This is a genomic window from Pseudomonas sp. GW821-FHT01E10 (assembly GCF_059422365.1).
Genome location: NZ_JBWKWT010000014.1, coordinates 22,152 through 33,751, shown reverse-complemented (window position 1 = coordinate 33,751; position 11,600 = coordinate 22,152). Strand labels below are relative to the sequence as shown.

Genomic DNA, 11,600 nt, shown 5'->3' with positions numbered 1-11,600 from the left:
CCAAAAGTTTGTGAGCGCTGCGCACTGGAGCGCCAGCCCGGTCAAGCGGGAGCAAGCTCCCTCGCCACAGTTGATCCTCTCAGATCAGGACACGCCATGCCCGACGCCATCCAGTTTGAACGTGAGCGCGGTTTACTGACCCTGCGCCTCAACCGCCCGGAAAAGAAAAACGCCCTGACCCGCGCCATGTACAGTCAACTGGCGGAGGGCTTGCGGCTTGCCGACAGCGATCCCGACATCAACGCCGTGCTGATCACCGGCAGCTCCGAGTGCTTCACAGCTGGCAACGACATCGCCGACTTCATCCAGCAACCGCCGGGCAACCTCGACAGCCCGGTGTTCCACTTCATGCTCGGCCTTCTTGATTGCCGCAAGCCAGTGATCGCTGCGGTAGCCGGCGCGGCGGTGGGGATCGGCACGACGATGCTGCTGCATTGCGATCTGGTTTATGTCAGTGCGGCTGCGAGGTTGCGCATGCCATTCGTCAATCTGGGGTTATGCCCGGAGTTCGGCTCCAGCCTGATCCTGCCGCGCTTGCTTGGGCAGGCCAAAGCGGCGGAGTTGTTGCTGTTGGGTGAAGGGTTCAGCGGTGAACAGGCTGCGGCGTGGGGCATTGCGACTGAGGCCTTGGGCAGTGGCGAGGCGGCGTTGGCCAAGGCGCGGGAGATGGCGTTGCGGTTCGAGTCATTGCCACCGGAAGCGGTGCGCATCAGCAAGCAATTGATGAAAGCGCCGGACCGGGAACAGCTGCGCCAGGTCATAGAAGAAGAGGGCGCGTTGTTCACCCAGCGGTTGCGCTCGCCGGAAGCGATGGCGGCGTTGTCAGCGTTTATCAGCAAACACTAACCGATCGTTCCCACGCTCTGCGTGGGAACGATCACCACAGACGAAAAAAGCCCCGCCATTCACATGGCGGGGCTTTTGTTTTTCAGCAATCGGTCACTCAGACCTGCGGGTCGCCCACGTGCAGGATCTTCATGCCGTTGGTACCGCCGGTGGTGTGGTAGCTGTCGCCCTTGGTCAGGATCACCCAGTCACCTTTCTGCACGACGCCGCGCTTGACCAGCTCGTCGATGGCTTTCTGGCTGACTTCGTTCGGTGCCAGCGAGGCCGGGTCGAACGGAACGGTGTACACGCCACGGAACATCGCTGCGCGGGCCTGGGCTTCGCGGTGCGGGGTGAACGCGTAAATCGGCACCGACGAGCGGATACGCGACATGATCAGCGGGGTGTAGCCGCTTTCGGTCAGCGCGATGATCGCTTTCACGCCTGGGAAGTGGTTGGCGGTGTACATGGTTGCCAGCGCGATGCTCTCGTCGCAGCGCTCGAATTCCTTGCCGATGCGGTGGCTGGAGGTCTTGCTGGTCGGGTGCTTTTCAGCGCCGATGCAGATGCGCGCCATGGCTTGCACCGCTTCCAGCGGGTACAGGCCAGCAGCACTTTCAGCCGAGAGCATCACGGCGTCGGTGTAGTCGAGCACGGCGTTGGCTACGTCGGACACTTCGGCGCGGGTCGGCATCGGGTTCTGGATCATCGACTCCATCATCTGGGTCGCGACGATCACGGCCTTGTTGTGGCGACGTGCGTGCAGAATGATTTTCTTCTGAATGCCCACCAGCTCAGCGTCGCCGATTTCCACACCCAGGTCACCACGGGCCACCATCACCGCGTCGGAGGCCTTGATCAGGCCGTCGAGGGTTTCGTCGTCGGCCACGGCTTCGGCGCGTTCGATCTTCGCCACCAGCCAGGCAGTACCGCCGGCTTCGTCGCGCAGTTGACGGGCGTATTCCATGTCGGCGGCGTCACGGGGGAAGGACACGGCGAGGTAGTCGACTTCCATTTCGGCGGCGAGCTTGATGTCGGCCTTGTCTTTCTCGGTCAGGGCCGGTGCCGTCAGGCCACCGCCGCGACGGTTGATGCCTTTATGGTCCGACAGCGGGCCGCCGATGGTCACGGTGCAGTTCAGTTCGGTGGCGGTGGCGGTATCGACGCGCATCACCACGCGGCCGTCGTCGAGCAGCAGCTCGTCGCCCACGCCGCAGTCTTTCACCAGGTCCGGGTAGTCGATGCCGACCACTTGCTGGTTGCCTTCGGTCAGCGGATGGCTGGTGGAGAAGGTGAATTGATCACCGATCTTCAGCTCGATCCGCTTGTTGGCGAATTTGGCGATACGGATTTTCGGGCCTTGCAGGTCACCCAGCAGGGCGACGAAGCGGCCGTGCTTGGCAGCGAGGTCACGCACCAGCTTCGCGCGAGCCTTGTGCTCGTCGGGGGTGCCGTGGGAGAAGTTCAGGCGGGCGACGTCCAGGCCAGCCAGAATCAGCTGTTCGAGAACTTCCGGCGAGTTACTGGCCGGGCCAAGGGTAGCGACGATTTTGGTACGACGAACGGACATGCAAAGACTCCTGAGTTCAAGCGCTAGCAGAGGCTACTATGGTCTTTGGGTGTAGTCATTGTTCGTTTGCACTACTTATTGCTTTCTTTATTGAACGTGACAACTTTGCAGCACGCCATCCTGAAGATTTCCGACGACGGGTCGATACAGAGCGCAAGACAGGAGATCCCCTTATGCGATTCGTGCTCATTGCCGTCCTTGCCCTCAGTGCTGCGGGCTGCACCCATTGGTCGATGGACCATCATTTGAACAATGCCTACAGCGCCTACGAACGCGGCAACTGCGAACAGGTGATGCTCGAACTGTCCAAGGTCGATCGTGAAAGTCGTTCCCGCCGCTACGTACAGCCGGAAGTGTCGATGATGCGCGGCCAGTGCCTGGAACGGCAGAAGCTGTTCATCGATGCGGCGCAGACTTATCAGTTCATCATTGCCTCGTACCCGCAAAGCGAATATGCCTATCGCGCCCGTGCCCGTCTGGAAACCTTGCAGAGCCTGGGCCATTACCCAGCGCGCAGCGCGGCGGCCGTGCGCCCGACGCAGTTCTGATGGCCACTGTCATGCAACGGCTGGCGGCCCGGCGGTGGTGAGCTATAGTCGAATGGATCGGTTTTAGAGCCTTGCCTCTAAACCGGGGTGATACCTGTGATCGGCAGCAGTAAGCGTCAGCGTTGTAAGGACTGACGCACCAGGATCGGGGAGAGCGCGCCCAGGCTTATCAAGCAGCCGGCACGTTCCGAAGCATTAGTGCGGCCCTGCTTAAGGGCCTTGCTGGGCCATTTGCGCATGTTTACCGACCGCCGGATCGAGCGGCATCAACTGCCGTGTTTTCTGAAAGTGTTCAACAGCGTCACCGACAAACCCATCGGCTTTCTGGGCAACTTGTCCAGCGACGGGCTGATGCTCATCAGCCAGTTGCCGATGATGGTGGGCGTCGACTTTGACCTGCGATTGAAAATCCCCGCCAGCGACGGCTGCCAGCAGATCATTGACCTGAAGGCGTGTTGTCTGTGGTGCCATGAAGACGTCACGCCCCATCATTACGACGCCGGGTTCAGCCTGCAACGGGCACCGCCGGAGTACGGGCAATTGGTGGAGGCGTTGACGCAGTATTTCAGCTTTCAGCCATTGCCTGCTTCAGCCTGACAAATCCGCAACCAGTAGCAGCTGGCGCAGCCTGCTGCTACTGGGATTCGTCGCTACGTCGTTTTAATCGCCTTCTCGTTATCCAGCGACCGTTCCACCAGCATCAGCCCCAACTCACTCATCCGGTAAATTGCCATGGCCAGATGCCGCGGCTTGTCGTCCAGGCTTTCCGCCAGGTCGAGTAGCAGAATGCTGACCGTCGAAAAGGTTTCGTAGGTCTCGATGGTCAAGGCTTCGGGATTGGCATCGGGGACAACGGTGAACATTTTCATGGATCGTTCCTCGGTGGGGCGTTCGTTGGCAAAACGCGGCTCAGTGTTTTCCTGTTTGAGATAGTGATCTAGAGCCCTGTTGGCAGCGTCTTGGAGTTTTCTTGAGTCGAGGGTTCCGTAGGGGGAACGCGGGATGGTATTGAGTGAATTGGGTCGAGGCATTGACACGGTTAACTCCTTGTTGGAGCTACCGCCGATTCGGAGGTAGACGAATGGACGGCAGCGAGGGAAGGAGAACCTTATGTTGGGACGGACACCACCCACAATCAGCCTGGGTCGCTGACACTTGTAGGCAGATGCGCTTCATTCTGTAGCCGTTAGCGCTGCTATTCGAGAAGTCGGGAGGAGGACAACAAGCATATTACTGACCATGAACGTCAGTTGTTACCCGATGAGGAGCATCGGGTAACAGCCGAGGAGAATTACGACTCTTGATGGTTAGCTAGTCATTAGGGTCATGCTTTTTTGGAGCTTGTGATTCTTTAAAATCGGTGGAGATAGAAATAAGTGCCAAAGAGATGAATTCTTGGTTTCGATCTATCGCTTGCAATGCACATCGGATGTTATCCGCTATTTCGGTAGCACCTCGTTGCGCTATCCAATTCGATAGTTCTTCTATAGCGGCCCCCAAAGCCAGTTGGTTCTCATTGATCTGCGTTAGCACTGAAGCAAATAGTTTTGTCTCGTCCATGATGGATTCCTTGCGATAGAGCTTTCAGGTTGTTGAGTGGGACTGGTTTTCGTAAGTACCCGGATTGAGGGCTTGTAGTACGTGCTCGCACGTCATATCCATGTCGGCATCGTGATATGACGATTTTATATACGATTCGACGTTACATCGTTCCAGCTTTTTTCCACCCCAAGTACGCCGTCACCAACTCGGCCCCCAACTCTTGGGGCCGAGCATCCACCACCGGCACTCCATGAGCACTCAACCGCTCATGGAGCTGCGCCCGGTCATTCAAATAATCCACCGTCCCGCAATAGGCCAGCGCTTCAGGCAAGGTCTGCACCGGGGCGTGCCGTAGATTGTCGAGCAAGTCTTCACGCAGGCTCGCCACCAACACCCGATGCAGTTTGCTCAGGCGTTTGACCGCAGTCAGCAGCTCTTCGTCGTCTTCATCCCTCAGGTTGGTCACCAGCACTACCAGTGCCCGGCGTTTTTGTCGGGCCAGTAGCTGTGTGGCGGCAGCCTGGTAGTCGGCCGGGCGTTGGGTGCTGTCGAGGTCGTAGACGGTGTTGAGCAACACATTGAGCTGGCCTGTGCCCTTGACCGGGGCAAGGTAGTGCGGATGGTTGCTGGCGAAGGTGCTCAAGCCCACCGCGTCGCCCTGGCGCAACGCGATGTAGCTGAGCAGCAGGCAGGCATTGAGAGCGTGATCGAAATGCGCGAGCTCGCCGTCCTGGCTGCGCATGCGACGGCCGCAATCGAGCATGAAGATGATTTGCTGGTCGCGCTCGTCCTGGTACTCGCGGGCGATGGGGGTGCGTTGGCGGGCGGTGGCTTTCCAGTCGATCTGGCGCAGGCTGTCGCCTTCGCGGAATTCGCGCAGTTGATGGAATTCCAGGCCCAGGCCGCGACGTTGGCGCTGGCGTACGCCGAGTTGGCTGAGCCAGTTGTCTACCGCCAGCAACTGGCCGCCGTAGAGGCGGGCGAAGTCGGGGTAGACGCGGGTGGTGTCGGGTATGTTGAGCAGGCGTTTGTCGGACCACAAACCCATGGGGCTCGGCAGGTTGATTTCGCAGTATTCGAAGCTGAAATGGCCGCGCATGAGCGGGCGCAGGCGGTAGCTGATCTGGCTCTGTTGGCCGGGTTGCAGTTCGACCGACAGGGGCAGGTTTTCGAAGCTCAGGCCGTCGGGTACGTGGTCGAAGATCTGAATGTTCAGTGGCTGGGTAAAATCATGCTCGACCTCCAGTCGCACTTCGCTCCATCGACCGAGTGCCAGGCTGCCAGGCATTTGTCGCTGGAGGCGCGGTGAGGGCAAACGCTTGAGGCGAATGGCGTCGAGTATCGTCAGGGCCAGCAGGGCCAGCAGTAATCCCCAGTTGATCGATAAAAGGCTAGATGGAACGGCGATGTCCAGCGCCCGTAAGGCGCCCAGCACGATGCCGATGGCTAGCAAGGCCGCAAGCCAGGCCAGTAGAAGCCGGGATGGTTTCATCGGCACACAGTTCCTGTGGCGAGGTAGCTTGCTCCCGCTCCAGTGCGCAGCGCTGGCAAGTTCTTCGCCCTATCAGAAATGTTGGGGCCGCTTCGCAGCCCAGCGGGAGCAAGCTCCCTCGCCACAGGGGTGGTCCGGATGGCCATGTTCACAGGCGTGGCGCCGGCACTTGGTCGAGCAGTTGCTTGAGCACCTGATCGACGTCCAGCCCTTCGATGTCCAGCTCCGGGGCAATCCGCACGCGGTGACGCAGTACCGCCAGGGCGCAACCTTTGATGTCGTCGGGAATCACGAACTCGCCTCCTCGCAACAAGGCGCGGGCGCGGGCGCAACGTGCCAGGGCGATGGAGGCGCGAGGCCCGGCGCCGAGGGTCAAACCTGGCCAGGTGCGGGTGGTGCGGGCCAGGCGCACGGCGTAATCGAGCACCTGATCGTCCAGCGGCAGGTCACTGGCAATGCGCTGCAAGGCCAGCACGTCCTTGGCTTGCAACACGGTGCGCAGCGGTTGTACATCGAGCATGTCGGCGCGGGTCGAGCGGCTGACCTGACGCACCATGTCCAATTCCTGATCGGCCTCGGGGTAGTCCATGCGCACCTTGAGCATGAAGCGGTCGAGCTCGGCTTCCGGCAGTGGGTAGGTGCCTTCCTGCTCGATCGGGTTCTGGGTGGCGAGCACCATGAACGGTTGCACGATGGGCAGGGCGCGGCCTTCGAGGGTGACCTGGCGTTCCTGCATGGCTTCGAGCAACGCGGCCTGGGTTTTTGCCGGGGCGCGGTTGATTTCATCGGCCAGCAGCAGGTTGGTGAACAACGGGCCTTTGCGCAGTTTGAATTGCTCGGTTTGCAGGTCGTACACCGCATGCCCGGTGACGTCGCTGGGCATCAGGTCCGGGGTGAACTGGATGCGGGCGTATTCGCCACCGAAGCAACGGGCGAGGGCGCGCACCAGCAACGTCTTGCCCAACCCCGGCACGCCTTCGAGCAGCACATGGCCGCCGGCGATCAGGGCGGTGAGCACATCGTCGATCACGGTGTTCTGGCCAATCACCGCTTTTTGCAACTCCGTTCTTATCGCCTGGGCCAACTGGCCTGCGCGCTGGCGCTGCTGGGCGGCGTGGGTCTGGGTGCCGGGCTCGATCTGTTCACTCATAAGGCGTTCCTCAAGGTTTGCAGGTGGGCGACCTGACGGCTGAATTCAGCGCTGGACAGCCGCTGTTTCGGTCGCGGGCTCATGGCCTGGCTGATGGCGCGTGTGGGGTGGCCGGTCAGGCGTGCGAGCACCAGCCATTGTTCGGCGACGCCGAGTTGTTCAAAACCGGGATGACGGTGGCGGACACGACGCAGGATGTCTTGCTGCAAGGCGTGCAACAGGCTGTGCTGACCGCTGCGGCGCAGCATGAAATCGGCGCTTGCGCGCAGGTGTTCCTGAAGATGCCGACGCGCCCTTGGGGCCGGCTCCAGCAACGGGCCGCTGCGCACGCCAACGTGCCAGAAACCCAAAGCGATCAAGGCGATCAGGGCCACCAGGGCTTGGGGAAAGTAACGCCACAACAAGGTCAGCAGACTGTCGTGCTCGGTATTGAACAGCAGGGTCACATCGGTGTCGGCCGTCAGGTACCACAGCAGCCAGGCGTTGTCGTACTGGTTGATGGCCGGGGTTTTCCAGAGGTCGGCATCGGTGACCACGGTGATCGAACCCAGCCCGTGGCTCAGCTGCATCATGTGCGTGGCCTTGCCACTGTTGGCCCAGGCCTGGGCGAGGTTTTTCGGGTCGTCGAGGTGGAACGCGGTATCGAAGCTGAAGTAGGCCGGCGCCTCTTCGTTTTCCAGATAGAGCTTGGTCAGTTTGGGGTAGGGATCATCGCGCAGATCGGGAGGCGAGTCCTTGAGGTCTTTGCTCAGGAACTGGTGCAACTGCACCCGGTCGAGCAGCAGGTCATTGCTTTGGCCGGTCTTTTCATCCCACAGGGCTTCGGCGACGAATACCAGGCGCCCACCGGCCCGGGTCCAGTTCAACACCTGATCCACCTGGCGCGGCGACATGTTCGAGCGGTCGCCGAGCAACAACAGGCTGTGCTGACGCGGTTCGAGGGTCGGCAGGATGTCGAGGCTGTTGGCGTGGCTGACGGTCAGGCCCTGTTTGCGCAGAAAATGCTCGGCGGCCAGGTAGGGATTGGCCTGGGCTTCAGGGGACGGGCCGTGTTCGATTTGTACCTGATAGGGTGTGGCCTTGAAATACAGGTAAACACTCAGCGCACCCAAGAGCACGACGATGAACACGCCGACCGCCAGCCATGCCCTGCGATTCAACGGACCGCTCCGGGGCCGAACAATGCGCGCCAGCCGTCACACAGTTCCTGTTGCAAATGCGCCGGTGGCAGGCGATGCCCGTAGGCCATGTTCTGCCAGTGTGCAGTCAGGTTTTTGCTGAAGGCCAGCAACGCCGGTTGCTTCAAATGTTCAACGCGCTGAAGCACTTCGCCTTCGGTGTCGGCGGGCTTGAGCGTCATGTCGAAGTCGTTCAGCAAGTGGCTGAGCAAGGCGCGATAGAGCAAGCCAAGGGCTTCACGCGGGTTGGTTTGCCAGAGACTTTCGGCGCTGGCCGCAATATCGGCGGGCAGGGTTTCGCGGTTGAGGTCCAGGCCGAACGCCTGCTGCGGCAATGGTCGCGTCACTTTTCGGTTGAGCGCTGGCCGGCGGCTGACGAACGCCTGCAACCAGTCGCGGTAACGCCAGATCAACAGGCCAATGGCGCCGATCACCGCGCCCCACAGCAACACCTCGATCAGGTTGGCCAATGCGCCGAAACGTTGGCTGTCGAGCAAACTGAACAGCGCTTTCAGCCAGGCGGGTGTTTGACCACCGTGCGCAGTGTCGTCGGCGGGCTTGTCTTCGCCGAACCGATAGCGGGTCACCGTTTCCTTGTTCTTGAACGGTGGCTGATCGAGGATGGCCTTGATGCTGTCTCGGGATGCCTGACTGGTCAGCGGTTGCTCCAGCAGACGCGGGCTGTCCGGTGACATGCCCGGTTCGGCGGCCCAGACGCTTTGCCCCGTCGGCACCAGCACAAGCGCCGCCAGCAGTAGCGTGATGACTGCGCTGCTCAGGCGTTGGCGCAAGCGGCGGAACACCAGTTCGATGTCCCAGGCTTCCAGCCGTGTGCGCCGGTTCAGGTAAAGGCTGAAACCACAGGCGACATAAATCGGTTCCCAGACCACCAGCACCAGGGCGTAAAAAGCATTGGTCAGGTGTTCCAGCCAGCGCCAGTCTTGTGTGGCGGCGGCAATCAAGGTCTGCCAGCCCCAGTCGAGTTCGACCTGCAGCGGCAAGAGCATGTAGAACAGCACCATCAGGCCGATCCACAACGCGGTTTCCAGGTGCACGCCGATGATCGTCAGCCATTGCGCGGCACCGGCATTGCGCTGCAACAGCACGCGTAAACGCTGTTGTCGTGCTTCGCCCTCCAGGCCTTCGAGTTGTACCACCGGCATCAGAAAGCTGCGGCTCAGGCTCAGGCGGCGCCAGGTCAGGCTGGCCAGCAGTTGCGGCGGGAGCAGGCGCGGCCATTGGCGCAGGGCCTGTTTCAGCGTGGGTGTTTCGCCGAACATGGCTTTGGACAGGATGTACAGCGGCAGCCGATCGAACGCCGGTTTGAGCCACCAGAACAGGAACAGGGCGAGGGAGGGCGACTCCCACAGCATCAAGCTGAGCAAGGTAAAAATCGGTAGGGTCACGATCGCCCAACTGGTCATCAACAGGCGTCGATGGCGCTGACTCAGCAGCACCCCCAGGTCCATGGCTTCCCAGTTTGTGCGTGGGCGAATCACTGCACTGGCGTCACTCAGGCGCATGGCGGGTCCGTCCGGCAAACAGCAGATAAGTCGCGACCAACACCCAGAGCGCTGCGCCGACCAGGTATTTGGTCAGCGGCGTGACTCCGGTCCGCGACGACCAGTAGGCTTCTATAAACGCTGCAATCAACAAAAACAGCATGACCCCGCAAATCAGCAACACGCTCTTGCTCGCCGCCACTCGCAGGGCTTCGGCGCGGGGCAAACGTCCCGGCGCGATCAACGCCCAGCCCAGTTGCAGGCCGGCGGCACCGGCCAGGGCAATGGCGCTCAGTTCGAAGGCGCCGTGCCCGATCACGAATGACCAGAAGGTTTGCCCGTAGCCGATGTGCGTCAGGTGCCCGGCCACCGCACCGATCATCAAGCCGTTGAAGAACAGGAAAAACGCGCTGCCCAGGCCAAACAGCAAACCGCTGGCGAAGGTCTGAAACGCGATGCCGATGTTGTGCATGATGTAGTAACCGAACATCTCCCAGTCTTCACTGGCCGCCCGTTCTGCCAAGCGCCCCAGATGACCGGCGACGGGGTCGTACATGCTTTGCATCTCACTGACCTGCTCGGCCGGGATCAGGTTGTAGACCAGTTCCGGGAACAGATACACCAGCAGCCCGATGCCAATCAGGCTGCCAAAAAATATCAGGCTGGCAGCAAGCACGAAGGGCCATTGTTCGCGCACCAGTCGCGGGAAGTCGGCAAGGATGAAGCTCAGTACGTTGGCCCTCAGCCAACTGCGATGCCGATAAAGCTGTTGATGCCCGCGCAGCACTTGTTGCTGTAACGAGTCGACCAAAAAGCTGCTGTAACCACGCTCCTGAGCCAGGGCCAGGTGTTGGCAGAGCCGTCGATAGTCGCTGGGGAAGCTGGCGACTCGCGAGGTTTCCTTGCCGCGTTCCAGCCGTTCGAGCATGAGTGCAAACTGCTCCCATTCGGTCTTGTGGCGGCTTTCGAATAGGCTTTGCTTCATGTCGGGCCCAACAGTCCGCGGGCGATGCCGTTGAGTTCGGCCACGGCCTGCGGCGCTGAAACGTGCAGCGGTTGCGCGAGTATCGAGGCGAGTTCACCTGCCCGCGCCTCGGAGAGTTCACCCTGGCGCTCGGCAAACCCGAGGATGGCGCGTTGCTCGGTCAGCGTCAGCGCGAAAGCGGCACGGCGCGGCGGGGCATCGGGTAACTGCGGTCGGGTGAGCGGTTGTTCGCGGTAGATCACCAGCGTGCCGGCGGCCAGGTCGCCGAGGCGTTTGAAGGTGGGATGTTGCAGGCAACTGATCGCCCCGAGGAAGTAGCCGAACGGCAACATGTCGACAAATCGCAATAGGTTGCGCAGCAAGGACGCGGACCAGCCGATCGGGGTGCCATCGTCGTGCACCACGCGCAATCCCATCCATTGCTTGCCCGGCGAGCGCCCCTGATTGAGCACCTCGAACAGCACCATGTACCACCAGCTCACCACGAACAGCAAAATCGAGCCAAGCCCCGCGCCGAGTTTGCCGAGGAACGCCAGCACCATGAACAGCAGGCCCAGGATCAACCCGCGCAGGCCCAGGTCGATGGTGAACGCCAGCGCACGGACCATCAACCCGGCCGGGCGCAGTGGCAAGTCGATGCCTTCGGGCGTTTCGACCTGATACCACGTGTCCAGTGGCGGGGCCAGCGTTGCTTTCCGTGGCAGTGCTGTGGTCTCGAGCATGGGCAACCTTGCTGTGGCCGGTTTGCGATTCGATGTCCGTTCGATGCTAGCAGCCTCTCGGGGGAAAACGACATAACTATGTATTG

The 11,600-nt window shown here is 61.1% G+C and carries 12 protein-coding genes; 3 read left to right on the top strand and 9 right to left on the bottom strand.

The genetic code is table 11. The features are described from left to right. Nucleotides 1–96 precede the first annotated feature (96 nt). Nucleotides 97–846, top strand: coding sequence for an enoyl-CoA hydratase-related protein (locus tag AC07V0_RS21855; protein WP_192351694.1), 750 nt, complete (start codon nucleotides 97–99; stop codon nucleotides 844–846). A 97-nt stretch (nucleotides 847–943) separates the two neighbouring features. Here AC07V0_RS21855 and pyk read toward each other — a convergent pair whose 3' ends face one another. Beyond that, nucleotides 944–2,395, bottom strand: a complete 1,452-nt coding sequence (gene pyk, locus AC07V0_RS21850) for a pyruvate kinase (RefSeq protein WP_018926537.1) — start codon at nucleotides 2,393–2,395, stop codon at nucleotides 944–946. 173 nt (nucleotides 2,396–2,568) lie between these two features. Between pyk and AC07V0_RS21845 the strand changes: the two genes are divergently transcribed. Both AC07V0_RS21845 and AC07V0_RS21840 read left to right on the top strand, forming a co-directional pair. Next, nucleotides 2,569–2,943, top strand: coding sequence for a tetratricopeptide repeat protein (locus AC07V0_RS21845; protein WP_018926536.1), 375 nt, complete (start codon nucleotides 2,569–2,571; stop codon nucleotides 2,941–2,943). A gap of 237 nt (nucleotides 2,944–3,180) precedes the next feature. Further along, on the top strand, nucleotides 3,181–3,540 hold the full coding sequence (locus AC07V0_RS21840; RefSeq protein ID WP_495019925.1) for a PilZ domain-containing protein: 360 nt from the start codon (nucleotides 3,181–3,183) through the stop codon (nucleotides 3,538–3,540). Nucleotides 3,541–3,593: 53 nt separating this feature from the next. On the opposite strand, the gene AC07V0_RS21835 is transcribed toward AC07V0_RS21840, so the two are convergent. The 8 genes from AC07V0_RS21835 to AC07V0_RS21800 all read right to left on the bottom strand — a co-directional run bounded on the left by AC07V0_RS21835 (nucleotide 3,594) and on the right by AC07V0_RS21800 (nucleotide 11,514). Continuing rightward, a complete protein-coding gene (locus AC07V0_RS21835) occupies nucleotides 3,594–3,980 on the bottom strand; it encodes a DUF6124 family protein (protein ID WP_370741096.1) in 387 nt (128 codons plus the stop codon). 274 nt (nucleotides 3,981–4,254) lie between these two features. Further along, the gene (locus AC07V0_RS21830) at nucleotides 4,255–4,503 is read right to left on the bottom strand and encodes a hypothetical protein (RefSeq protein WP_064616337.1); all 249 of its coding nucleotides are present in this window, start codon (nucleotides 4,501–4,503) and stop codon (nucleotides 4,255–4,257) included. A gap of 142 nt (nucleotides 4,504–4,645) precedes the next feature. Beyond that, nucleotides 4,646–5,977, bottom strand: coding sequence for a DUF58 domain-containing protein (locus AC07V0_RS21825; RefSeq protein ID WP_495019924.1), 1,332 nt, complete (start codon nucleotides 5,975–5,977; stop codon nucleotides 4,646–4,648). 148 nt (nucleotides 5,978–6,125) lie between these two features. Further along, nucleotides 6,126–7,127: an AAA family ATPase gene (locus AC07V0_RS21820; RefSeq protein WP_086944491.1), complete on the bottom strand. Its 1,002-nt coding sequence runs from the start codon at nucleotides 7,125–7,127 to the stop codon at nucleotides 6,126–6,128. Continuing rightward, nucleotides 7,124–8,287, bottom strand: coding sequence for a DUF4350 domain-containing protein (locus tag AC07V0_RS21815; RefSeq protein ID WP_064616340.1), 1,164 nt, complete (start codon nucleotides 8,285–8,287; stop codon nucleotides 7,124–7,126). The genes AC07V0_RS21820 and AC07V0_RS21815 overlap by 4 nt, the downstream gene beginning before the upstream one ends. Further along, nucleotides 8,284–9,828 carry a DUF4129 domain-containing protein gene (locus AC07V0_RS21810; RefSeq protein ID WP_086944492.1) on the bottom strand — a complete coding sequence of 515 codons (1,545 nt, stop codon included), beginning with the start codon at nucleotides 9,826–9,828 and terminating at the stop codon, nucleotides 8,284–8,286. The genes AC07V0_RS21815 and AC07V0_RS21810 overlap by 4 nt, the downstream gene beginning before the upstream one ends. Next, nucleotides 9,815–10,792, bottom strand: a complete 978-nt coding sequence (locus AC07V0_RS21805; protein ID WP_064616342.1) for a stage II sporulation protein M — start codon at nucleotides 10,790–10,792, stop codon at nucleotides 9,815–9,817. The genes AC07V0_RS21810 and AC07V0_RS21805 overlap by 14 nt, the downstream gene beginning before the upstream one ends. Further along, complete coding sequence (locus AC07V0_RS21800) at nucleotides 10,789–11,514, bottom strand: RDD family protein (RefSeq protein WP_064616343.1); 726 nt, start codon at nucleotides 11,512–11,514, stop codon at nucleotides 10,789–10,791. The genes AC07V0_RS21805 and AC07V0_RS21800 overlap by 4 nt, the downstream gene beginning before the upstream one ends. Nucleotides 11,515–11,600: the final 86 nt, after the last annotated feature.